This window comes from Sinomonas susongensis (genome assembly GCF_005877005.1).
GTDB classification, from domain to species: Bacteria; Actinomycetota; Actinomycetes; order Actinomycetales; family Micrococcaceae; genus Sinomonas; species Sinomonas susongensis.
The window spans coordinates 116,168-137,693 of sequence record NZ_SSNH01000007.1; the positions used below are offsets into that span (position 1 = coordinate 116,168).

Consider the following 21,526-nt stretch of genomic DNA (forward strand, 5'->3'; position numbering starts at 1 on the left):
GCGTTCGCGAAACCCCTGCCGACCACCCGAAACCCCTGGCAACTACCGGGGGTTTCGGGTGGCGCCCGAGGTTTCGCGGCGCATGTGTTGCCTGATGATCCGGTAGCCGATGCCAACGGCGAGGACGCCGAGGCCCGCAACGATCGAGGGCAGCGGGAGGCACGCGGCAAGGGCGATGCACCCGATCGCCCCGAGGACCTGGAGCGCCTTCGGGTAGCGGCGGTGCCCGGAATCCTGGGTGAAGGCGGAGGCGTTGGCGACGAAGTAGTACAGGAGCACGCCGAACGAGGAGAAGCCGAGGGCGCCCCGCAGATCCGTGGTCACCACGAGGATGCAGACGACGACGGCGAGGACGACTTCCGCCCGGTGCGGCACGTGATAGCGCTCGTGGACGGCGGCGAGCCAGGCGGGCAGGTCCTCGTGCCGGGCCATCGCCAGCGTGGTCCGGCCGATCCCGGCCGTGATCGAGAGGAGCGACCCGAGGGTCGCCGCCGCAGCCCCGATCCGTACGATCGGGGAGGCCCAGAAGGACCCTCCCGCGGTCGCGACGTCGGAGAGCGGTGCGACCGAGGAGGCGAGCCTCTCCGGGCCGATGGTGAGCAGGGTCGTGAGGGCCACCGCCGCATAGACCACGAGGACGATCGCCAGGGCGATCAGGACAGCCCGGGGAATGGTGCGCTGCGGCTCCCTGACCTCCTCGCCCATCGTCGCGATCCGGGCGTACCCGGCGAACGCGAAGAAGAGCAGTGCCGCGGCCTGCAGGATGCCGTACCAGCCGTGGTCGAAAAGGCCCGTGGAGAGGGCCGAGGGCTGCGGGTGCCCCTGGGCAAGGCCGAGGACCACGACGAAGGCAAGCACCACGAGGACGACGCCGGCGAGGACCTTCGTGGCGCCTGCAGTGCGGGTGACGCCCACGTAGTTGACCGCGCCTACGGCGAGCACGGCGAGGACGCCGACAGGCTTCTCCCAGCCGACGGGGGCCGCGTACGCCGCGAACGTGATGGCCATCGCGGCCGCGCTGGCGGTCTTGCCGACCACGAAGCTCCACCCGGCGAAGAACCCGGGCCACTCGCCGAGGCGCTCACGGCCGTAGACATACGTGCCGCCGGATGTCGGGTACTGGGCCGCGAGCTGCGCGGAGGCGGTGGCATTGCAGTAGGCGACGATTGCCGCGAGGGCCAGCCCGACCAGCAGTCCCGCGCCGGCCGCGACGGCAGCTGGGGCGAAGGCCGCGAAGATGCCCGCCCCCATCATGGACCCCAGTCCCACGGCGACGGCGTCGAACGTGCCGAGACGCCGCGCGAGCGCCCCCTGATGGCTTGTCACCGATGCTCCTTACGGTATTGATCCGGTCCTGTACTTTCTAGCAGTCATCGCATGAGCAGTTCCCCTCGGGTACCTTCGAAGACATGAAGGTCCTCGAGGTGTACGCACCGTGAACGATCACTCGCACGCTCACGACGTCGATCCCGTGAAGGACAGGGCACGGCTCCTCACGGTGTTCGCCGTGACGGTCGCCATCATGGTGGCAGAGGTCGTCGGTACCGTGCTCTCGGGTTCCCTCGCGCTGCTCGCGGACGCGGGCCACATGTTCACCGACGCATCCGGCCTGCTGATCGCGCTCATCGCGGCGTCCCTCGCACTCAAGCCGCGCACCCCGGAGCGGACGTGGGGCTACCGGCGGGCCGAGGTTCTGGCCGCGGCACTCCAGGCCGGTCTCCTCCTCATCGTGGGGGCGTTCGTGCTCGTCGAGTCTGTCCGCCGCCTCGTCGAGCCGCCGCAGGTCGGCTCCTCCGCGATGCTCTGGTTCGGCGTCATCGGTCTTGCCGGGAACGCCGTCTCCCTGGCCGTCCTCGCCTCGAGCCGGCACCGCAGCTTCAACCTCAGGGCCGCGTTCCTCGAAGTCCTGAGCGACGCGTTCGGCTCCGTCGCCGTCATTGTCGCTGCCGGTGCCATCGCCCTCACCGGCTGGACCCGCGCGGACGCCGTCGTGTCCCTGCTGATCGGCGCGCTCATCATCCCGCGGACGCTCCGTCTGCTCAAGGACACGACCGACGTGCTCCTCGAATCCACCCCCAAGGGCCTCGACCTCCGAGCAGTGCGGGAGCATATCCTCGCGCTCCCACATGTGCTGGACGTCCACGATCTGCACGCTAGCCTCGTCGGCTCGGGCACCCCGGTCATCACCGGGCACGTCACGCTCGAGGACCGCTGCCTGACCGACGGCCACGCCCAGGACATCCTTGCGGACCTGCAGCGGTGTGTGGCCGAGCACTTCGATCTGGCCGTCGAGCACTCGACCTTCCAGCTCGAGACCGCCGCGCACCGGGAGCGCGAGCACATCCACCACTGACCGACGCATCACCCGCCGTAGCCGAGCGACCGTGAGACCGATCGGGCGGCCTTCTGGACCACCGGGACCAGTCCGCGCATCCGCTGAGCGGGCATGAACGGCTTCGTGGCGGACACGCTGACTGCGGCGACGATGCCGCCGCCGGCATCACGGATCGGCGCGGCCACGCAGCGGATTCCCGGCTCGTTCTCCTCGAGGTCCATCGACGCGCCGTGCCGGGCATACTCCTGCATCCGGCGGACGAAGTCCTCGACGGATCCCGGATCCGCCGGATGCCCGGCCTCACCGAGGTGCTCAGCCTCGTAGAGGCGCTGCCAGTCCGCATCGCGGTCGAGGATGAGCGCCTTGCCGATGCCGGTCCGGGTGAGCGGCATGCGGTGCCCGATCCTCGATCGCATCTCGGCCCCCCGCGTGCCCTCGATCTTGTCCAGGTAGAGGACCTCGCCCCCGTCCACAATGGCCAGGTGGACGGTGTCGTGGACCTTCTCGGCCAGTTCCTCGAGGACAGGGCGGGCGACGACGGGCAGCGGGTTCTGGTGGAGCGCCTGGAACCCGAATTCGATGAGTGTCGGCCCGAGGGCGTAGTCCCGTCCGGCGGCGACCCGGAGATAGCCGTAGCGCTCGAGCAGCTGGACGAGCCGGTGCGCCGTGCTCCGGCCGATGCCGGTGGCTTCCGAGACGCTGCGGAGGTCGGTGGCTCCCCGGGCCACGGCGCGGACGACGTCGAGACCCCGCGCGAGGGTCTGCGTCCCGGGGGGAACCGCCGGTTCGGCTTCTCGGGGGAGCTTCTCCTGAGACATGACAAAGAGCCTACATCCCCATATATGGGACGCAGTTCGACATGCTGGGATGAGACCGGAAGACTTCCAACCGTGAACGACAACCCCCCGCGCCTCATCGGCCTCGACTGGGGCACCACCTCGTGCAGGGCCTACCTCCTCGGCGAGGGAGGAGCCGTGCTCGACCGGCGGCTCGACGGCCGAGGCGTCCTGCCCCTCTCCCGATCCTCGGAAGGCCGCTCCGCCGCCTTCGAGGGCGAGCTCGCCGCACTCTGCGGCGACTGGCTGCGCGCCGCCCCGGGCCTGCCGCTGGTGGCCTGTGGCATGGTCGGCAGCAACCAAGGATGGGCAGAGGCATCGTACCGCCATCTCCCCGTCGATCTGAGTGAGCGCCCTGACTCGCTCACCGAGGTGGCGACGGCGATGGGGACGCTGTTCATCATCCCCGGCCTCTTCAAGGACGGCAGGACCGGCAGCCCGGGCGATCACCCAGACGTGATCCGTGGCGAGGAAACCCAGCTGCTCGGCGCGCTGCCATCCGAGGCCGACCGCGGGGATTCGCCCGCCGTCGTCGTTCTCCCCGGGACCCACACGAAGTGGCTCCGCCTGGACGCCACGCTCGTCTCCGACTTCGTGACGACGATGACAGGAGAGCTCTTCGGCCTGGTCATGGAGCACAGCATCATCGCGCGTCTCGCCGAAGAGCCGTCGGCACCGGACCTTGCCGCATTCGACCGCGGGCTCGACGTCGTCTTCACAGCCGACCACGATTCCGCCCCAGCGGCCCCGGCAGACATCGCGACCTCGCTCTTCTCGGCGCGGACCCTCGTCATGGCGGGGGAGCTGGAGCCCAGCGCCGTCAAGGACTACGTCTCAGGCCTCATGATCGGAGCAGAGGTCGAACAGTTCGCGCGCCGCTGGATAGGGGAGCAGGACACCGTGGGCACGCCGATCACGATCTGCGCGAGCGCCCAGCTGGGCTCGCGGTACGCGCGCGCCCTCGAGCGAGCCGGCATCGCGTCGGCGCTCGCCCCCGAGGACGCCGTCGTCACAGGCCTGTGGCGCACCGCCGTCGCCCTCGGACTCATCGACAAGGAGGCTTCATGACCACCGGACTCATAGCAATCCTCCGGGGGATCACCCCGCCGGAAGCCGAAGAGATCGGCAGGGTCCTCTATGCCGCGGGCTTCCGATACGTAGAGGTTCCCCTCAACTCGCCCGACCCCCTCGAATCCATCAGGCTCATCCGGGCTGCACTGCCCGAAGACTGCCTCGTCGGCGCGGGAACGGTCCTGACCGCGGGGCAGGTCGAGCTCGTGAAGGCGGCCGGGTCCGACATCGTCGTCTCTCCGAACATGGACCCGGACGTCATCCGCGCCACGGTCTCGGCCGGCATGAAGAGCTACCCGGGGGTCGCGACACCGAGCGAAGCCTTCGCGGCCCTGGCCGCAGGCGCGACGGCGCTCAAGCTGTTTCCCGCCGAATCGGTCGGCATCGGGGGAATGCAGGCTTGGCGCCCCGTCCTTCCCCCGGGAACCGAACTCCTGCCCGTCGGCGGCGTCGCGGCCTCCAACGTGGGCGACTGGGTCGCGGCAGGGGCTGCCGGTGCAGGCATCGGCTCGACCCTGTACAAGCCCGGCCGGAGCGCCGAGGACGTCGCTGCACGGGCCGCGGAGCTCATGGCCGCCTGGCGCACGGCGACCCGGTAGCCGCAACCAATCTCACGAGGAGAATCATGAAAGTCACGTCGCTCACGACGTACACCGTTCCCCCGCGCTGGCTGTTCCTCAAGATCGAGACCGACGAGGGCGTGACCGGATGGGGCGAGCCCGTGGTCGAGGGGCGGGCGGCAACGGTCGCGGCCGCCGTCGAGGAACTCGCCGACTACGTCGTGGGCCAGGACCCCCGCAACATCGAAGACCTCTGGACCGTCATGTACAGGGCAGGCTTCTACCGCGGCGGCCCCGTCATGATGAGCGCGATCGCCGGCATCGACCAGGCCCTGTGGGACATCAAGGGCAAGGCACTCGGCGTCCCGGTGCACGAACTGCTCGGCGGGAAGGTCCGCGAGTCCATCCGCACCTACTCCTGGATCGGCGGCGACCGTCCCGCCGACAGCGCCGCCGCGGCGCGGGCCGCCGTCGACCGTGGTTTCACTGCCGTCAAGATGAACGGCACCGAAGAGCTGCAGTACGTGGACACGTGGGACAAGGTCGAGCGCGCCATCGCCAACGTCCAGGCCGTCCGGGAAGCGGTGGGCGACAACATAGGCATCGGGGTGGACTTCCACGGCCGGGTGCACAAGCCGATGGCCAAGGTGCTCATCAAGGAGCTCGAGCCGTTCAAGCTCATGTTCATCGAGGAACCCGTCCTCTCAGAGCACGCGAGCTCGCTCCTCGACGTCATGCGGAACACGCCCACGCCCATCGCGCTGGGGGAGCGGCTCTACTCGCGCTGGGACTTCAAGGAGATCCTGGCCACCGGTGCCGTCGACATCGTCCAGCCTGACCCGTCGCACTGCGGCGGCATCACCGAGGCCCGGAAGATCGCCCACATGGCCGAGGCCTACGACGTCGCGCTCGCACTGCACTGCCCGCTGGGCCCCATCGCCCTCGCGACGTGCCTGCAGATCGACGCGGGCTGCTACAACGCCTTCATCCAGGAGCAGAGCCTGGGGATCCACTACAACACGTCCAACGACCTCCTCGACTACGTCATGGACCCCTCGGTGTTCGCCTACGAGGCCGGCATGGTGAAGATCCCGGACGGGCCGGGCCTCGGCATCGAAGTCAACGAGGAGTACGTCCTCGAGCGCGCGGCCGAAGGGCACCGTTGGCGGAATCCGCTCTGGCGCCACTCCGACGGCTCTGTGGCCGAGTGGTAGGAGACGCGGTGAAGGACAGTCGCGTTCTGTGGGTCACCGGCGGCGGCAGCGGAATGGGCCGCGCTGCGGCCCTCTCGGCGGCCGGTTCGGGCTGGAAGGTCGCCATCAGCGGGCGGCGGCACGACGCCGTCGCTGCGACGGCCGACGACGTGCGGCGGCGGGGCGGGGAAGCGCTCGAGGTGCCCGTCGACGTCCGCGACGCAAGGGCGCTCAGGGACGCCCATGAGCGGATCGCAGCTGCATGGGGCCCCGTGACGGGCCTGGTCGTCTCGGCCGGGCTGAACGCCCCCCGACGCTCCTGGTCCGACCAGTCGATCGACGAGTTCGCCGACATCGTCGATACCAACCTCACCGGCGTCGCCCGCGTCGTCGACCTCGTACTGCCCGGCATGAGGTCCGCCGGCGGGGGAGACATCGTGGTGATCTCGTCGCGTTCCGCATGGCGCTTCTCGCCCGGCGCGGGCGCGGCCTACATGTCCAGCAAGGCCGCGCTCGGCATGCTCGTCGCGTCGTTGAACGACGACGAGGGCCCCAACGGGATCAAGGCCTGCCACCTGTGCCCGGGTGACGTGGACAGCGACTTCCTCGCCCTCCGGCCCAACGTGCCGGGCCCCGAGCAGCGCGTGATGATGCTGAGCCCCTCCGACGTGGCCCGCTCCGTCCAATTCGTGCTCGACAGCCCGCGGCACGTCCGCATCGACGAGCTCGTCATCACGCCCGTCGGGCAGCGGTGAGGCAGCCTGCGAGCCGGGAGCAAGTAGTCCAGCCAGACCGGCAGCAGGCACCCTCTTCACACTCGACGGCATCGCTCATATAGTCCGAAAGGTACGGTTGCCGTGCCCGAACAGGCGGGCTCGGCGAGCAAGAAGGGAGACCATCATGGCCCGGATCACCATCGACGGAATCCTCTACGACATCGAGGCGAAAGACGGCGCCGCCCTGGCCAAGGAGATCGCGGACACGCTCGCTGCCGGAAGCACGTGCACCTATGAGGCGAGCCGATTCGGCGGCCCTCGACCGGTCGAAGGGCATCTGGTCATTTCCCCCGGCCAGTCCTTCTTCATCACCGGGTAGCCCCTGCCTCATCCACCGACGCCTGGTCGTCCGCCTATGCTGGCCCCATGGATCTGGTCGCCGCAGCTGCAGAGCTCTATGCCCTGCTCCCCGGGGAGTTCACGGCGACCCGGAACGAGCGGGCGAAGGCCGCGAGGGCCGACGGGAATGCCCTCCTCGCCAAGCAGATCGGGCGCCTTCCCAAACCCTCGACGGCCGCATGGGCGATCAACATGCTCGCGAGGCGCGGCTCCGAGCAGATCGCGAGCGTGCTCGACCTCGGCGAGGAGCTGAGGCGTGCACAGGAGGAACTCGATCCAGCGGGCATGCGGGAGCTGGGCCAGCAGCGGCACCGTCTCCTGGCCGCCGTTGTCCGCGAGGGGCGTTCGGTGGCCGAGGAGCTGGGCGTTGGCGTCAGCGACGCTGCGGCGTCCGAGATGGAGCAGACGCTGCGGGCGGCGATGGCCGATCCTGATGCGGCCGCCGCCGTCCGCAGCGGCCAGCTCGTCCGCACGCTGGCCAGCAACGGGCTGGAGCCGGTTGACCTGTCCGGTGCCGTGGCCGTCCCGGGGGCGCTCCAACAGGGGGACGCCGAACGCCGTGCTGCGCCTGAACGATCGGGCGCGGAGCCGTCCAAGGGCAGCGCCAAGGCCGCGCGGAAGGACGATCGCGGGGCCGAGCGGCGTGCCGAGGAAGCCGAGCGACAGCGCGCCGAGGAGGCACGGCAGCGTGAGCGCGAAGAGGCCCGGGAGGAGCTCGACGAAGCCCAGCGCGGGGCCGAGCAGGCCGCGGCGGAACTCAGCGAGGCGGAGCGGAGCGTCACCGAGACGGCTGCCCGGCGCGAGGGAATCTCGAGGGAACTGGACGAGCTGCGCGAGCGGGTTACCGAGTTGGAGGAGCAGCTCGAAGCCGTCGGCCGGGAAGCCGGCTACGCGGAGCGGACGCGGAGGCTGGCCGCCCGTCTCGCCGAGCAGGAGCGCCGAGCAGCGGATCGGGCGCGCGAGCGGCTCGAGCGGCTCTCGTAACTCCGGTTTCGAAGGTGGTCCCAGGGTCCGATTAGAGTCCCGTTCAGTTTGTCGCAGACTGCTCCCCGGGCCTCAAGGACGGGGAGGCGTCGACCCCTGACGCCTCCTGCATCCCACCGAGGACGGCCGTGATCGCCTCCTGGGACGTCCGTCGCGGCTCCCAGCCGAGCTCCTCGCGCGCACGCCTCGTGTCCATGACGGGGACTTGAAGCGCCATGTCGATCCACCCGGGGTCCGAACGCTGGAGCCTCAACTGCCACGACGCCCAGACGAGGCTCCGCAGTGCCCCCGTCGGGACCGGGATCGACCAGCGCGCCCCCACGACAGGCGGCAGCGTCTTCCTGTCGAGGGCTGGCTCGGCGGCGATGTTGAAGGCGCCCCGCGCGCCCGAGACGAGCGCGAGGCGGTAGGCCTCGGCGACGTCGTCCGCGTGCACCGCCTGGAAGACCATGCCCGGCGGCACGGGCAGGACAGGGGAGCGAAGACGAGCCACCTGGACGGGGATGAACGGCCCCAGGAAGAACCGCCCGACCTCAGAGGCCTGCCCGGACTGGAAGATGAGCCCGGGCCGCAGCCGCGCGACGGCGATCTCCGGGTGGGTCGCCTCAACGTCGTCGAGGAGCCGCTCCACGGCGGCCTTGTGACGGCTGTAGTGCGAGGTGTGGATCCCGCCGGTCGGCCACCTCTCGTCAATGCGGCGGTCCTTGGGCGCCGGGCTGTACGCCCCGACCGACGATGCGTACACGATCTGGCGGACGCCCGCCGCCACGGCGGCGTCGAACACCTTCGAGCTGCCGGTCACGTTGGTCGCGAACAGCACGGACTCCCGGTGGTTCGGCTGGATCAGCCAGGCGAGGTGGACGACGGCGTCACACCCCGCGAACGCCTCCTCCAGCTGTGCCACAGCACCCGGCGCACTGATGTCCACCGACCTCCACGTGGCGTGGCGGTAAGGCTCCGCCCCGGCGTCCGGCAGCCGGCGCTCGATGCCGACGACGTCGTGGCCTCCCTCGGCGCCGAGACGCCGGAGCAGCGCAGTGCCGGCGTTTCCCGTGGCTCCCACGATCGCGATGCGCATGTGCGTGCTCCTTCTCGAATTCGGGCCTCCCCCTACTCCTGCCCACTGGGCGGAGAGGCAAGCAGGGAAGCCCGTGGCGCACCTCGACTAGACTGAAAAGCCGGTGCTGCCGCCACGAGGAGGGAGAGAGGGTGTCGCTCGACCAGCTGCTCGAGCTGCCCTTCGAGACCGCCGTGGCCGCATTGTTCGCCATCGTCCTCTGCCGGACGAACGGCACCTACTGGCTCGGCCGGGGCGTTGCCGCGGGCTACGGCAAGACCAGATGGGCTCGACGCTCGCGCCCCGGGAAGCTGCGGCGTGCCCGTCGGCTCATCGACCGATGGGGTCCGTTCGCGATCGTCCTCACGTTCCTGACTGTCGGGCTCCAGACCACGGTCAACTTCGCCGCGGGCGTGACGCGGATGCGGCTCCGCTACTACATCCCCGCGACGGTCGTAGGCTCTGCCGCCTGGGCGCTCATCTATGCGACGGTTGGCCTGGCCGCCGTCGAGCTTGTCCTCCAGCACGCCGCAGCGTCGCCGTGGGCCTGGGGCATCGCCGCCGCGGTGCTGGGCGCCGTCGTCGTCCGCTTCGCGCGGGCCGTGCTCCGCCGCGGGAAGTCAGGGGACGCGAGTGCCGTTAGGGTAGACGAGGCGCGCGAGCACACCGCGCCGGAAGAAAGGAACATCGCGTGACGGAGACGCAGCAGGCGAGCGAGCAGATCGAGCTCGCGGAGGGCGACTTCTACTATGAGGACCTCGGCGGCGGCCGCTACCGGTCGACCATCCATGCCCAAGGCGCGTGGAACGCGCACGAGCAGCATATGGCGCCGCCGTCCGGACTCCTCGCCCACGCCCTCGAGCGGCACGAACCCCGCGAGGGACTCCGTATTGCCCGCATCAGCTACGAGATCCTCGGCCTGATCCATGCGGGGGAATGCGAGGTCACCACGAAGACCGTCCGCCCCGGCCGCACCATCGAGCTCATCCAGGCCGAACTCTCGGCCAAGGGCCGTCCCGTCATCCGCGCCACGGCCTGGCGCCTCGCCCAGAGCGACACGTCGGCGGTCGCCGCCGTCGAAGACCCCCGGATCCCGCGGCGCGAGGACTGCGACCGCTGGGACGGCACCACGGAGTGGCCGGGCGGGTACATCCGCTCCCTCGAGATGTACCAGGCCCCGCATCACCGCTCAGGGAACGGGACCGTGTGGATCCGCACCGCGTACCCGCTCATCGCGGGCGTCGAGAGCCCGGACTGGGTGCGCCTCATGGGCCTCGTGGACACCGCCAACGGAATCGCCACCCGGGTCCCGCCGGGCCCCGGGAGTTGGGCCTTCCCGAACGTCGACCTGCAGATCCACCTCTACCGGCAGCCGTCGGGAGAGTGGCTGGGCATCGACAACGCTGTCTCGTTCGGTTCCGACGGGATCGGCCTCACGTCCTCGATCCTGCATGACGACGACGGCCCGTTCGGCCGGGCGGAGCAGATCCTCACGATCCGCCGGACCTGAGCATGGCTGCGTGGAACGACGGCGCATCAGCGCCCCTCGCTGTCATCGAGGACCGTGACACGAGCGACGCCGCCGCCCAGCTGGCTCGCGCGGCCGAGCTCCTCGACGAGGTCAAGCGGGGCATGCGGGGGCCGACGCTGCGGCTCTACCGGCCCCGGCCGACGATGGCGTTCGGCCAGAGGGATACCCGGCTGCCCGGCTTCGAGGCTGCCCGCGCTGCTTCCCTGGCGCATGGCTTCGAGCCGGTGGTGCGGAAGGCCGGCGGACGCGCTGCCGCCTACCACGAGGGGACGCTGATCGTGGACCACATCGAGCCCGCGTCCGAGGCGATGGTGGGGCACAGGCACCGCTTCGAGGTGTTCGGCGAGCTCTATGCGGACGTGCTCCGCGGCCTGGGCGTCGACGCGCGGGTCGGCGAGATTCCGGGCGAGTACTGCCCGGGGGAGTACAGCGTCCACGGCGTGCCGGGGCTCGGCTCGACGGCGGCCGGTCCAGTCAAGCTCGTCGGCACGGCCCAGCGCGTCGTCGCCGGGGCGTGGCTCTTCTCGTCAGTGTTCGTGGTGAGCGACGCGGCTCCCGTACGCGCTGTGCTCACCGACGTCTATCGCGCGCTCGAACTGCCCTTCGACCCCCGCACGGCTGGCGCCGCAGACGACGTCGTCCCCGGCCTCACCGTCGACGCCGTCGAGCGCTCGCTCCTCGAGATGTACGCAGAGCAGGGCGCTCTGGCCGTTCCGCTCTAGCCTGTCGAGGCGCCACTGGCTGTCAAGGCGCCTCTGGGCGCCGTGTGGGCGGTCAGTGCCCGCGATCGATCCACTCCTGCAGATGCGGGGCCTCGGCGCCTATGGACGTGGCATCTCCATGGCCGGGATTGACGAGCGTGTCCGCGGGGAGCGTGAGGAGGCGCTCCCGGATCGAGGTGATGATCGTCGGGAAGTCGCTGTAGGAACGCCCTGTCGCGCCGGGGCCGCCCTGGAAGAGCGTGTCGCCGGTGAAGACGGTGCCGAGTGCGGGCAGGTGGAAGCTCACCGAGCCCGGCGAATGGCCCGGGGTGTGCAGCGCGACGAGCTCGGCGCCCGCGGCCTGGAAGCGCTGGCCGTCGGCGATCTCGGAGTCCGGGCGGCTGCCCGGGTAGACCGCCTCCCAGAGCACCTGGTCCCCAGGGTGCAGATGGATGGGGGCAGAGACTCGCTCCGCGAAGTCCCGGGCCTGCCGGATATGGTCGTCATGGCCGTGCGTGAGCAGCACGGCCGTGACCGTTCGGCCCCCGACCGCCTCCGCGACCTGGCCGGCGTCGTGCGCGGGATCGATCACGACGACGCTCTCGTCGTCGCCCACGAGCCAGACGTTGTTGTCCACGTCCCACGTGCCCCCGTCGAGCGAGAACGTGCCCGAAGTGACGATGCGCTCGATCCGCACCGCCATCAGACCTCCACCACCGAGCGGAGGACCTCGCCGCGGTGCATCTTCTCGAATGCGGCCTCGACGTCGCCGAGCCCGATCCGCTCGCTGACGAACGCGTCGAGCGGGAGGCGGCCGAGCCGGTACTGGTCCACGAGCATGGGGAAGTCGCGGCTCGGCAGGCAGTCGCCGTACCACGAGGACTTGAGCGAGCCGCCGCGCCCGAACACGTCGAGGAGCGGCAGTTCGAGCGTCATGTCCGGGGTCGGGACCCCGACTAGCACGACGCGGCCTGCGAGGTCGCGCGCGTAGAACGCCTGCTTGTAGGTCTCGGGCCGGCCGACGGCGTCGATCACGACGTCGGCCCCGAAGCCGTTCGTGAGCGCGCGGATCGCCTCGACCGGGTCCTGCTCCCGGGAGACCACGCCGTGGGTCGCGCCGAGCCTCTTGGCGACCTCGACCTTGGCGGGGTCAAGGTCGACGGCGATGATCGTCGTCGCGCCCGCGAGCCGGGCTCCCGCGATGGCCGCGCAGCCGACGCCGCCGCAGCCGATGACGGCGACCGACTCGCCGCGCTGGACGGCACCCGTGTTGATCGCCGCGCCGATGCCGGCCATGATGCCGCAGCCGAGCAGGCCAACCGCGGCCGGGTCGACGTCGTCGTCGATCTTGGTGCACTGCCCGGCCGCAACGAGAGTCTTCTCGGCGAAGGAGCCGATGCCAAGGGCCGGTGAGAGCGGCGTGCCGTCCTGAAGGGTCATCTTCTGGGTCGCGTTGTGGGTGGCGAAGCAGTACTGGGGCTGGCCCTTCCTGCAGGCGCGGCACTCGCCGCAGACTGCGCGCCAGTTCAGGATGACGCGGTCACCCGGCTCGAGGTCCGTCACGTCCGGGCCGACGGCGCTCACGACGGCGGTCGACTCGTGGCCGAGGAGATAGGGGTAGTCGTCGCCGATGCCGCCGAGCTGGTAGTGCAGGTCAGTGTGGCAGACTCCGCACGTCAGGACGCCGACGAGCGCCTCGCCCGGGCCAGGGTCGGGCACCAGAATCGTCTCTACGGTCGCTGGCGCGCCCTTCTCGCGGACGACGACGGCCTTCACTTCGTGAACGGTCTGGGCCAATGAAAAAACCTCCGGTGGGTCCCCGACGGATGAGATGCCTTGACGGCTCTGCCATCCTACGGGGAGCCACCGGAGGCGACGCCAATCGCTCCTCAGGCGGTCAGACTCCGAGCTTCTCCTTCACCTGCGCGGCCGAGGGGTTGGTCGCCGCCGTGCCGTCGGGGAAGATCACGGTGGGTACGGTCTGGTTGCCGTCGTTGAGCTGTTCAACGAGCTCGGCCGTTCCCTCGACCTCCTCGATGTTGACCTCGGTGTAGCCGATGCCCTGGGCATCCAGCTGCTTCTTGAGGCGCTTGCAGTAGCCGCACCACGTGGTCGAGAACATCGTGATCGTGCCGTCGGCGGGGGTGAAGTCGTTCATGGGTGCACTCCTCGAGCGGTGGGAATCTTCCGAACCCGAAAACGATGTCTGACGCTCAAGTATTCCGGACCTACGCCGCGGACCGCAGGTCATGCACCTGCGCCGCTGCCCGAGAGGTACGTTCCCCCGCATGCCTCTGCGAGCCCTGTGCCGAACAGTGCCGCGGGCGTGAAGGCGCCCGGCCGTCCGCCTCCGGCGAGCAGTCTGGCGACGGCTTCGGCGGGCACGGCACCCGTGAACTGCTGGGCATCGCCGAGGCGCAGCCAGCCTTCGCGACGGGTTCCGTCGGCCCAGCTCATCGTCGCGTGTGCCCAGGAGTGCTCCCGCGGTCGCGCGTGTGCGCCGACCTCGGCGGCGGCGATCCGACGCCGGAGGAATTCGCGGAACGGCCGGATCGCCAGCAGCGGCGCGCCGACGGGCAGCGCGGGCCTCGCGATCCGCGACGTGGGAGCCTCGCTCGACGCCGCGACGACGTTGGGCGCTCCGGTTGCCCGCTGCGCCGCGACCAGTTCGCCCAACGGCATGCCCCCTGTCGTCACCGCGCTGCCGTCCGGCAGCAGGAGCGGCTGCGGCGAACCCGCAAGCCGATCGGCCACGAGTCGGCCGTCCCGGTAGCGGCGGCCCTGGAACCTGCCGCCGCCTTCGACGCCCGGCAAGCCCTCGACGAGCGTGGCGGCCAGCGCTTCACCGAGCCGCCCCTGTTCCACCGCCATCGACGGCACCATGTCGACGCGGACCCGCTCCGGTGCCGGCATCCCCTCGCTCAGGCGAAGCGCCACGCTCTCGGTTGCGGTGACGCCGAATCCGGCGCCTGTGACGAAGGTCGAACGTGCGGCCACCGCGTCGTCGTGCCGCCGCAGCGTCGCCAGCACTGATGCCACGTCATTGGCGAGGTCGAGGTAGTGCGCGCCGACGGACAAGCACGCCTCGCCCACCGTCACTGCAGCGTCGAAGAACGGACCGACGGTGTTGACGACCACGACCGGCCGGCGACGGCGGATCTCGTCGCACATCGCATCCGTCGTCATGGCAGCGACGGTCTGGAGTCCGCCAAGCGCCCCCGCAGCGTCCGCCAGACGAGCGGCGTCGCGCCCGACGAGTGTCGGTTCGATGCCCCGGTGCAGCAGCTCAGCCGCGATGGCCCGCGCCGAGCGGCCCGTGCCGCCGAGTATCCATGCCTTGTTGCCCATGTCGATTCTCCGTCTTCTGTGCAGCGTCTTGCACTGTGCATCGTTCGCCCAGGCGTCGTTCCTGGAGACGCGGAGGAGGTGATGGCATTCCGTGTCATCGAAGTCTACGTCGTCAGGGCACGTCGTGTCATCAGTTATCGTGGTCCGGTGAGCAGATGGCGGCCGGGTGCGCGTGAACGGCTCCGTGCCGCGGCCCTCGAACTCTTTACCGAGCAGGGCTTCTCGGCAACGACGGTGCCGCAGATCACGGAGCGTGCCGGCCTCACGACCCGCACCTTCTTCAGGCATTTCGCCGACAAGCGCGAGGTCTTGTTCGCCGACGAGCAGGCGGCCCAGACGGCGGCGGCAATGATGGCGAACGCCCCGCGCCACGTACCTCCGCTCGAATTGATCCTCGAGGGCCTTCGCACCATCGCTACCACCGCCTTCGACGGGCGCAAGGCGGAGATGGGCAAGCTCAGGCGCCTGGTTCGCGAGAACGAGGAGCTTCGCGAGCGAGATCTGCGCAAGCGGGCCAGCCTGAGCGAGGCGATTCGCGACGGCTTCGCCGCGCGCGGGCTCCCGTCCCTCGATGCCGCCGTGTACGCCCAGGTTGCCGTAGTCCTGCTCTACACCGCGATCGACCAGTGGCTCGACGACGCAGACGGGCGCCCTCTCGAGGAGTTCGTGCCCGAGGTGCTCGCAGCATTGCGCAGCTCGGTGCTGATGTAACGAGAGATGACGTCATGTAGGCTCAAACTTGTTTCGTCCGACGCCTCCCCGGGGCATTCCCGAAGGGGGGCCGGCCGCCTCCTACGTCAGGAGTGAGCATGCAGGGCAGTTTCGAGGTCGTCGCCCAAGTCACGCCCCGGATCGTGGCCGGGGACGGTGCTCTCGGTCGCCTGGGTGTGCTCCTTCGAGAGCTGGGTGCGAGGCGGGTTGTTCTGGCGACGAGCCCATCCATGGCCAGCTCACAGGTGTTCGAAGCCTCGGTGCGAGGACTGGGTGATGGCCTCGTGGGCCGCTTCTGCGGCATGCGATCCCACGCGCCGATGGAGGATGTGCTTGCCCTCGCTGACCTGTGCCGCACCGCCGAGGCCGAGGCCGTGGTCAGTCTCGGAGGGGCGAGCGTCATCGATGGAGCCAAGGCTCTCGCGACGCTGGCTGAGGGCTCGCGCCTTGTGCACGTGGCTGTTCCGGCTCTTTTCGGTGGGGCCGAGGTGACGCCGTTTGCAGGAGTGACGGAACGCGGTCGGAAGCTGCGACTGTCCGGGAGCTCGGTTCGGCCCGATGCAGTCGTGCTCGATCCCGTGGTTCCCAATGCGCTGCCGGACGGCCTGCTCGCTGCCTCGTTCCTCAACGCAGTTTCACACTGCTATGAGGGCTTCTTCTCCGTTGACGCGAGTCCTCTCAGTGACGCCTACTACCTCCGTGCAGCGACCTTGATGGCACGGGCGATCGCCGGATTCAGAACCTCGTCCAGACTGGAATCGCTTGCGGCCGCCCAGGCTGCTTCGGTCCGGGCCGCATTGCCTGCCGTCCGCATGGGGATGGGCCATGCGCTGGTCCATGCGGTCAGCCCCATCCTGGGCACGAGCCACGCCCTGACGCACGCGATCGTTGTCCGGGTCGTTGCCGGTCATCACGCCAAAACTGACGACCAATTCCGGCGTGAGGAATTGGCACGGGCATTGTGCATGGATCTTCAGGGTCCAGGCTCTCGCGGAAGGGCCGACCCCTTGGTCGTTCGGCTAACCGGGCTGCTGGAAGAGGCCGGAGTTCCTCTGGGGCTCGCGCATCTTGGCATCACCTGGCCCGCGATCCAGTCCGCACTTCCGGACATCGAGCAGGCCATGGCGGATTTCAGCACAGGCTTGTCCGGGCGGAGCGAAATTGAATTGCTGATGGCGGACGTGTGGTCGGGAGACCTGAACGGGTAGTACGCCTGAGATGGCGGGGGTCTGCCGTCTACAGGAGCGCAGGAGCGCCGGACGCCATGAGCCGGTGGAGCAGATTGTTCATGGTGCGGCGCTCGTCGTCGCTCAGGGCGTCGGTCCACTTGCCGAGCAGCGGTTGGTGCTCCTCCAAGGTCTCCAGTACCAACTGCAGACCGCTCTCCGTGAGCTGAGTGGTGACCACGCGGCGGTCGATGGATTCGCGTCGACGTTCGACGAAGCCGTCGCGCTCCAAGGTGTTCAGGACGCTCGACGTACTCGAACGCGTGACACTTGCGAGCGTCGCGAGCCTCTTCGGTTCGGCTGGTCCGACCACCCATAGTGCGAACAGGATCCGGAAGCCCGCGTAGCTCACGCCCCGATGGCGGTAGATCTCCTGCTCGAGCTGGCCCACGAGGAAGTTCGCGGCCCGGACGAGATTGAGTGCGAGAGCGAAAGTCCCGACGTTCAGCGAGATCCCCGCAGCCGTGGCCCTCTCGGCGACTTGATCCTCGTAATGCCGCGATTCCTGATGATCCATTCTCTGATGATCTCACGGCCGGGCTTTTGGCGGCAGCAGGGGGATAGTGTGATGTCGGACGATCAGCTATCAAATGGTGTGGGGCGTCTGCGTGGTGTTTGCCCCGAGCGCCATCGACCCACCTGAAGGAGCCCACTATGCCTGACGAGTTTTCCCGAGGCCGAGCAGACCAGAGCTGTCCCCAGCTCATGATGGCCGCGCGCCTTCATAGCCTCGGCGGCCCGGAATCGGTGGTGATCGAGGAGATTCCGCTCCCTGCGGTCCTTGGAGGCCAAGCCCTGGTCCGTGTTGTCGCAGCTGGTCTCTCGCATTCTGACCTCCTCCGAGCCCAAGGACGCTACCAGGAAGCCGTTGACCTTCCCTTCGTCGTGGGCGGGGAGCTGGCCGGTCGGATTGTCACCGCCCCACCCTGGTCGGGACTGCGCCCGGGCGATCCTGTCGCTGCCGTCGTGGGCACCGGAGCCGTGGCCGAGTACGCAGCTGTGCCGGTGGGCCAGGTCCTGCCGCTGCCGCAGGACCTGCCTCTCAGCTCAGGTGCGGCGGCCCCGCTCAACTTCCTCACTGCACGCTTCGCCCTCATGGACCGCGGCGGTCTGCGTCCGGGGGAGGACGTTGTCGTGCTGGGCGGGGGAGGGGGGATCGGGACGGCTGCAATCCAGCTTGCGCGGCTGGCCGGTGCGGGCAGTGTTGCAGCCGTCGCATCCTCACCGGAGCGGCGGGCGACGGCGGCTGCAACGGGTGCGGACCCAGTCCTGGCGCCGGAGGAGCTGGCGGGCCGGCGCGCCACGGCCGACGTCCTTCTGGACCCGGTCGGCGGAGCGTTTGCGATTGAGGCGCTGGGCGTGCTTCGAGACTTTGGGCGGCACGTCGTCGTGGGCTTTGCCGGTGGCCAGGTGACGGCCCCGAAGCTCAATCGCGCGGTCTTCCGCAACCTCAGCCACGTGGGAGCCGGGTGGGGAGCGTTCGCCGAGCACTACCCGGACCGAGTGAGAGCGAGTTGGCTCGAGTTGGCGGAGCATCTGGCGGCTGGACGGCTGCGCGCGGTCATCGGCGCCGAGGGCCACATCCGCGAGGTTCCGGACCTCCTCAGGCGGCTTGCAGACCGGCGGGTTCCGGCAAAGACGGTCGTCGCCGTCCAAGCTGATACGACATGAGATGATGTGAGCCTTGACAATCTCCATGGGGGGTCCATAGCCTGAAGGTGCCGTTGAGGGCACGCGGTCACACAGTCGTGACGAGGAGGACGCAATGAGGACGATCGGTGACATCGTTCGGCTGGGGGCCAAGCGCCGGCCTACCCACGAAGCCGTGGTCATGGGTGAACGGCGGCTGACCTACGCAGACCTGGAGGAAAGCTCCGGACTGATCGCTCGGGCCCTCGTGGCGGCCGGGGTCGCTTCCGGCGAACGCGTGGCCGTTATGGCGGAGAACTGCGTGGAGTTCATGGAGGTGGCGTTCGGCGTCCTGAGGACCGGTGCCGTGCTGGCGCCGCTCAACTTCCGGTACGGGCCCAACGAACTCGACTACGTGCTGCGCGACGTGTCGCCCTCGGTTGTGTTCGCCGGCCCCGGCTATGTGGATGCAGTGACGGAGGCCATCTCACGATGTGCCCTTCCGATCGACGTCGTGGCTCTCGAGGGAACCGGGCCGCGCTCCCTGGCTGGCCTGCGCAGCAGCGCCACCGGGGAAGTCGCCCTTCCCGCAGTCGATCCGTCCTCGGTCGCCACAATCCTCTACACGAGCGGAACCACGGGTCATCCCAAGGGCGTCCTCGCCACCCACGATGCCACGATGAGGCTGCTGCCCATGTACGGCGTCGAAGGCGGTCTTCAACGCGACGATGTGATGCTCGTCTGCATGCCCCTCTTCCATGGGGGAGGGCTCGTGATCCAGGCCCTGGCCGCGCTGTTCTTCGGCGCCACGGTGGTGCTCGATGGCAGGGGTTTCGATCCGGAGAAGGTGCTGGCGCTGGTGCGAGCCGAGAAGGTCAGCATCACCCTCTGGGCGCCCACCATGCTCGCCATTCTTGCCGCGTCCGGCCAAACGCCCTCGGAAGGCATCCGCACCATCTGGTACGGCTCCTCCAGCATCACGCCAGCCGTCCTCTCCGAAAGTAGGAGGATGTTCCCCGCGGCCGGCTTCTTCCAGTGGTACGGCACCACAGAGGCCACCTCGATCGCCGTGCTCCGGCCTGAGGACCACGACGCCCACCCGGGCGCGACTGGGCGGGAGATCCTGACGGCGGACGTCAGGATCATCGACTTTGACAGCAACGACGTACCCGTCGGTGGCACCGGGGAGGTCGTGTTGGCGGCCACGGGCACCGTGATGGTTGGCTACTTCAACAATCCGGCCGCCACGGAAGCGACCATCCGTGACGGCTGGATGTACACCGGCGACATCGCCGAGGTACACGAGGACGGCTACTTCACGATCATCGGCCGGGGGAGCGACATGATCGTCACGGGCGGCGAGAACGTCTATCCAGCCGAGATCGAGGGCGTTCTCGCCGACCACCCGCTGGTCCGGGACGCTGCCGTGTTCGGCGTACCGGACGAGGTCTACGGCCAGCGCGTGGCCGCCGCCGTCGTCGTCACCGAGCACATCGACGCCCAGGAGCTGCAGAAGTACATCCGCGCCCGCATTGCACGCTACAAGGTGCCCCGTGAGCTGCACGTCCTCGATGCACTGCCCCGCAACGCCTCGGGCAAGGTCCTGCGGCGGCGCCTGGTCGAGCGTTTCACAGAAGCCCCCACGGAGGGCAGGCCATGAGTGCGGTGGAGATCCACGCCAAGGGCCGGGAGCTGCGGGTGACGCTGAACCGGCCCGAGCGGAGGAACGCCATCAATGCGGACGTCCTCGAGGGCCTCGCCGCTGCCGCGGCTCGGGCGGCCGAACCAGACATCCGGGTGGTGGTTCTCGAGGGCAGCGGCTCGGCCTTCTGCGCTGGAGCGGACCTGGGCGCTGCTGGCCACGACGGGCTTCCGGGCCCGAGCGAAGCCATGCTTCAGGAGAGCGACCGCACCTTCTCCGCCTGGGAGGCCATCCCGGTCCCAGTGGTGGCGGCCGTCCACGGCGCCGCGATCGCTGGAGGCCTCGAGCTGCTGCTGTGCTGCGACATCGTGGTGGCCTCGGAAGCCGCGCGTTTCGCCGACGCCCATGCCCGTTTCGGGCTCCTCCCCGGGGCGGGAGGTTCGTATCGCCTTCCCCGGCGCGTGGGCCAGTCCTCCGCACGGCTGCTGCTCTACACCGGCGAGGAGATCGATGCGGCGGAGGCGTACCGGATCGGCTTGGTCGACATGCTGGTCCATGCCGACGAGCTTGTCGAGCGGGTGGGACGGTTGGCGGGGACCATTGCTTCGCGCAGCCCGCTTGTGCTCCGGGAGATGAAGAGACTCTCCGGCGAGGCCGTCGCGCTCCCGGTTGAGGCCGGCCTGCAGTCGGCGCACGAGGCCATCCTGAGGCACCGCTCCTCGGAGGACTACGCGGAAGGGCTGCAGTCCTTCATCGAGCGAAGAGAGCCGAGGTTCACAGGCCGATGACGACACCTCCGAACACCACGGATCCGTGGGGCGTGGCGGGACGCGTCGCCGTCGTAACGGGCGCTTCCAGCGGTCTCGGACGGCACTTCGCCGCTGTCCTCGCCCATGCCGGGGCGCGGGTCGTAGCAGTTGCGCGGCGCCGCGAGAGGCTCGAGGGCCTCGTTGCCGAGCTCGGCTCCCACTCGGTCGCGGCGGTGGCATTGGACATCCGTGACCGAGAGGCGATCCTCGCCGGATACGCCTCCATCGAGGCCTGCTTCGGCCCGGTCGGCATCCTCGTCAACAACGCGGGAGTTGGAGTCGTGAAGCCAGCTTTCGACCATACGGACGAAGACTGGGACGCAACCTTCGAGACCAACTTGCGCGCGCCCTTCGTGCTCGCGCGGCTCGTCGCCGAGCGGAAGCGTGCCGACGCGAGTGTCTCCATCATCAACATCGCTTCCCCGGCGGCCTCCGCGCCCAGCCGAGGCGTGAGTGCCTACGCGGCCTCAAAAGCCGCCCTCGTGCAGATGAGCCGGGTCCTGGCGCTCGAATGGGCACGCGACGGCGTCCGGGTGAACTGCATTGCGCCCGGGCACGTTCTGACCGAGCTGAATCCCGAGTTGGCCGATGAACAGGTCCAACGCGCCATCGCGCGGCACGTCCCGGCCGGCCGGCTCGGACAGCCTCACGACTTTGACCAAGCACTGCTCTTGCTGGCCGGAACCGGCTCCGCGTACATCACAGGCGCCGTACTGCCGGTCGACGGCGGCATCGGCCTGCGCTGATGCGCCCGAGCCAGCGACAACAAGGAATCGAG

General features: G+C 69.4%; 24 protein-coding genes. 16 read left to right on the forward strand and 8 right to left on the reverse strand.

Translation table 11 applies throughout. The features are described 5' to 3' along the window. Positions 1 to 42 precede the first annotated feature (42 nt). A complete protein-coding gene (locus E6A21_RS11055; RefSeq protein WP_246036397.1) occupies positions 43 to 1,326 on the reverse strand; it encodes an APC family permease in 1,284 nt (427 codons plus the stop codon). A 109-nt stretch (positions 1,327 to 1,435) separates the two neighbouring features. Here E6A21_RS11055 and E6A21_RS11060 point away from each other — a divergent pair, with 109 nt between their 5' ends. Further along, on the forward strand, positions 1,436 to 2,353 hold the full coding sequence (locus E6A21_RS11060; RefSeq protein WP_425471543.1) for a cation diffusion facilitator family transporter: 918 nt from the start codon (positions 1,436 to 1,438) through the stop codon (positions 2,351 to 2,353). Positions 2,354 to 2,361: 8 nt separating this feature from the next. Here E6A21_RS11060 and E6A21_RS11065 read toward each other — a convergent pair whose 3' ends face one another. Beyond that, positions 2,362 to 3,153: an IclR family transcriptional regulator gene (locus E6A21_RS11065; protein WP_138444206.1), complete on the reverse strand. Its 792-nt coding sequence runs from the start codon at positions 3,151 to 3,153 to the stop codon at positions 2,362 to 2,364. A gap of 72 nt (positions 3,154 to 3,225) precedes the next feature. Here E6A21_RS11065 and E6A21_RS11070 point away from each other — a divergent pair, with 72 nt between their 5' ends. The 6 genes from E6A21_RS11070 (at position 3,226) to E6A21_RS11095 (ending at position 8,094) form a co-directional block, all read left to right on the forward strand. Next, positions 3,226 to 4,239, forward strand: a complete 1,014-nt coding sequence (locus E6A21_RS11070) for a 2-dehydro-3-deoxygalactonokinase (RefSeq protein WP_212745922.1) — start codon at positions 3,226 to 3,228, stop codon at positions 4,237 to 4,239. Further along, positions 4,236 to 4,841, forward strand: a complete 606-nt coding sequence (locus E6A21_RS11075; RefSeq protein WP_138444208.1) for a 2-dehydro-3-deoxy-6-phosphogalactonate aldolase — start codon at positions 4,236 to 4,238, stop codon at positions 4,839 to 4,841. The genes E6A21_RS11070 and E6A21_RS11075 overlap by 4 nt, the downstream gene beginning before the upstream one ends. A 26-nt stretch (positions 4,842 to 4,867) precedes the next feature. Then, positions 4,868 to 6,016, forward strand: coding sequence for a galactonate dehydratase (dgoD, locus tag E6A21_RS11080; protein WP_138444209.1), 1,149 nt, complete (start codon positions 4,868 to 4,870; stop codon positions 6,014 to 6,016). A gap of 8 nt (positions 6,017 to 6,024) precedes the next feature. Continuing rightward, positions 6,025 to 6,750, forward strand: a complete 726-nt coding sequence (locus E6A21_RS11085; protein WP_246036398.1) for an SDR family oxidoreductase — start codon at positions 6,025 to 6,027, stop codon at positions 6,748 to 6,750. 145 nt (positions 6,751 to 6,895) lie between these two features. Continuing rightward, positions 6,896 to 7,090, forward strand: a complete 195-nt coding sequence (locus tag E6A21_RS11090) for a hypothetical protein (RefSeq protein ID WP_138444210.1) — start codon at positions 6,896 to 6,898, stop codon at positions 7,088 to 7,090. 47 nt (positions 7,091 to 7,137) lie between these two features. After that, on the forward strand, positions 7,138 to 8,094 hold the full coding sequence (locus E6A21_RS11095) for a hypothetical protein (RefSeq protein WP_138444211.1): 957 nt from the start codon (positions 7,138 to 7,140) through the stop codon (positions 8,092 to 8,094). A 43-nt stretch (positions 8,095 to 8,137) separates the two neighbouring features. Here E6A21_RS11095 and E6A21_RS11100 read toward each other — a convergent pair whose 3' ends face one another. Then, on the reverse strand, positions 8,138 to 9,172 hold the full coding sequence (locus E6A21_RS11100) for an NAD-dependent epimerase/dehydratase family protein (protein WP_138444212.1): 1,035 nt from the start codon (positions 9,170 to 9,172) through the stop codon (positions 8,138 to 8,140). Between the two features lie 131 nt (positions 9,173 to 9,303). Between E6A21_RS11100 and E6A21_RS11105 the strand changes: the two genes are divergently transcribed. From E6A21_RS11105 to E6A21_RS11115, 3 genes are read left to right on the forward strand one after another with little or no spacing between them, the layout of a single operon-like run. Further along, positions 9,304 to 9,846, forward strand: a complete 543-nt coding sequence (locus E6A21_RS11105) for a DedA family protein (RefSeq protein ID WP_246036401.1) — start codon at positions 9,304 to 9,306, stop codon at positions 9,844 to 9,846. After that, positions 9,843 to 10,661, forward strand: coding sequence for a thioesterase family protein (locus tag E6A21_RS11110; RefSeq protein WP_138444213.1), 819 nt, complete (start codon positions 9,843 to 9,845; stop codon positions 10,659 to 10,661). The genes E6A21_RS11105 and E6A21_RS11110 overlap by 4 nt, the downstream gene beginning before the upstream one ends. A 2-nt stretch (positions 10,662 to 10,663) precedes the next feature. Further along, positions 10,664 to 11,404: a lipoate--protein ligase family protein gene (locus E6A21_RS11115; RefSeq protein WP_138444214.1), complete on the forward strand. Its 741-nt coding sequence runs from the start codon at positions 10,664 to 10,666 to the stop codon at positions 11,402 to 11,404. Between the two features lie 52 nt (positions 11,405 to 11,456). Here E6A21_RS11115 and E6A21_RS11120 read toward each other — a convergent pair whose 3' ends face one another. From E6A21_RS11120 to E6A21_RS11135, 4 genes are all read right to left on the reverse strand, one after another. After that, positions 11,457 to 12,086 carry an MBL fold metallo-hydrolase gene (locus tag E6A21_RS11120; RefSeq protein ID WP_138444215.1) on the reverse strand — a complete coding sequence of 210 codons (630 nt, stop codon included), beginning with the start codon at positions 12,084 to 12,086 and terminating at the stop codon, positions 11,457 to 11,459. Beyond that, positions 12,086 to 13,180, reverse strand: a complete 1,095-nt coding sequence (locus E6A21_RS11125; RefSeq protein WP_138444216.1) for an S-(hydroxymethyl)mycothiol dehydrogenase — start codon at positions 13,178 to 13,180, stop codon at positions 12,086 to 12,088. Before E6A21_RS11125 ends, E6A21_RS11120 begins: the two co-directional genes overlap by 1 nt. A 100-nt stretch (positions 13,181 to 13,280) precedes the next feature. Further along, a complete protein-coding gene (locus E6A21_RS11130) occupies positions 13,281 to 13,541 on the reverse strand; it encodes a mycoredoxin (protein ID WP_138444217.1) in 261 nt (86 codons plus the stop codon). A gap of 89 nt (positions 13,542 to 13,630) precedes the next feature. After that, positions 13,631 to 14,731 (reverse strand): saccharopine dehydrogenase NADP-binding domain-containing protein, encoded by a 1,101-nt coding sequence (locus E6A21_RS11135; RefSeq protein WP_138444218.1) that lies wholly within the window; start codon positions 14,729 to 14,731, stop codon positions 13,631 to 13,633. A gap of 81 nt (positions 14,732 to 14,812) precedes the next feature. Between E6A21_RS11135 and E6A21_RS11140 the strand changes: the two genes are divergently transcribed. Then, on the forward strand, positions 14,813 to 15,442 hold the full coding sequence (locus E6A21_RS11140) for a TetR/AcrR family transcriptional regulator (protein ID WP_246036403.1): 630 nt from the start codon (positions 14,813 to 14,815) through the stop codon (positions 15,440 to 15,442). 98 nt (positions 15,443 to 15,540) lie between these two features. Continuing rightward, positions 15,541 to 16,650, forward strand: a complete 1,110-nt coding sequence (locus E6A21_RS11145; protein ID WP_138444219.1) for an iron-containing alcohol dehydrogenase — start codon at positions 15,541 to 15,543, stop codon at positions 16,648 to 16,650. Positions 16,651 to 16,678: 28 nt separating this feature from the next. Here E6A21_RS11145 and E6A21_RS11150 read toward each other — a convergent pair whose 3' ends face one another. Further along, positions 16,679 to 17,185 (reverse strand): MarR family winged helix-turn-helix transcriptional regulator, encoded by a 507-nt coding sequence (locus E6A21_RS11150; protein WP_138444220.1) that lies wholly within the window; start codon positions 17,183 to 17,185, stop codon positions 16,679 to 16,681. Positions 17,186 to 17,322: 137 nt separating this feature from the next. On the opposite strand from E6A21_RS11150, the gene E6A21_RS11155 reads away from it, so the two are divergent. The 4 genes from E6A21_RS11155 (at position 17,323) to E6A21_RS11170 (ending at position 21,494) form a co-directional block, all read left to right on the forward strand. Further along, positions 17,323 to 18,339, forward strand: a complete 1,017-nt coding sequence (locus E6A21_RS11155; protein WP_138444221.1) for a zinc-binding dehydrogenase — start codon at positions 17,323 to 17,325, stop codon at positions 18,337 to 18,339. A gap of 94 nt (positions 18,340 to 18,433) precedes the next feature. Continuing rightward, the gene (locus E6A21_RS11160) at positions 18,434 to 19,957 is read left to right on the forward strand and encodes a class I adenylate-forming enzyme family protein (RefSeq protein WP_138444222.1); all 1,524 of its coding nucleotides are present in this window, start codon (positions 18,434 to 18,436) and stop codon (positions 19,955 to 19,957) included. Then, entirely contained in the window at positions 19,954 to 20,727 is a 774-nt protein-coding gene (locus E6A21_RS11165; RefSeq protein WP_138444223.1) for an enoyl-CoA hydratase/isomerase family protein, read from the forward strand. Before E6A21_RS11160 ends, E6A21_RS11165 begins: the two co-directional genes overlap by 4 nt. Then, on the forward strand, positions 20,724 to 21,494 hold the full coding sequence (locus E6A21_RS11170) for an SDR family NAD(P)-dependent oxidoreductase (protein WP_138444224.1): 771 nt from the start codon (positions 20,724 to 20,726) through the stop codon (positions 21,492 to 21,494). Before E6A21_RS11165 ends, E6A21_RS11170 begins: the two co-directional genes overlap by 4 nt. Positions 21,495 to 21,526: the final 32 nt, after the last annotated feature.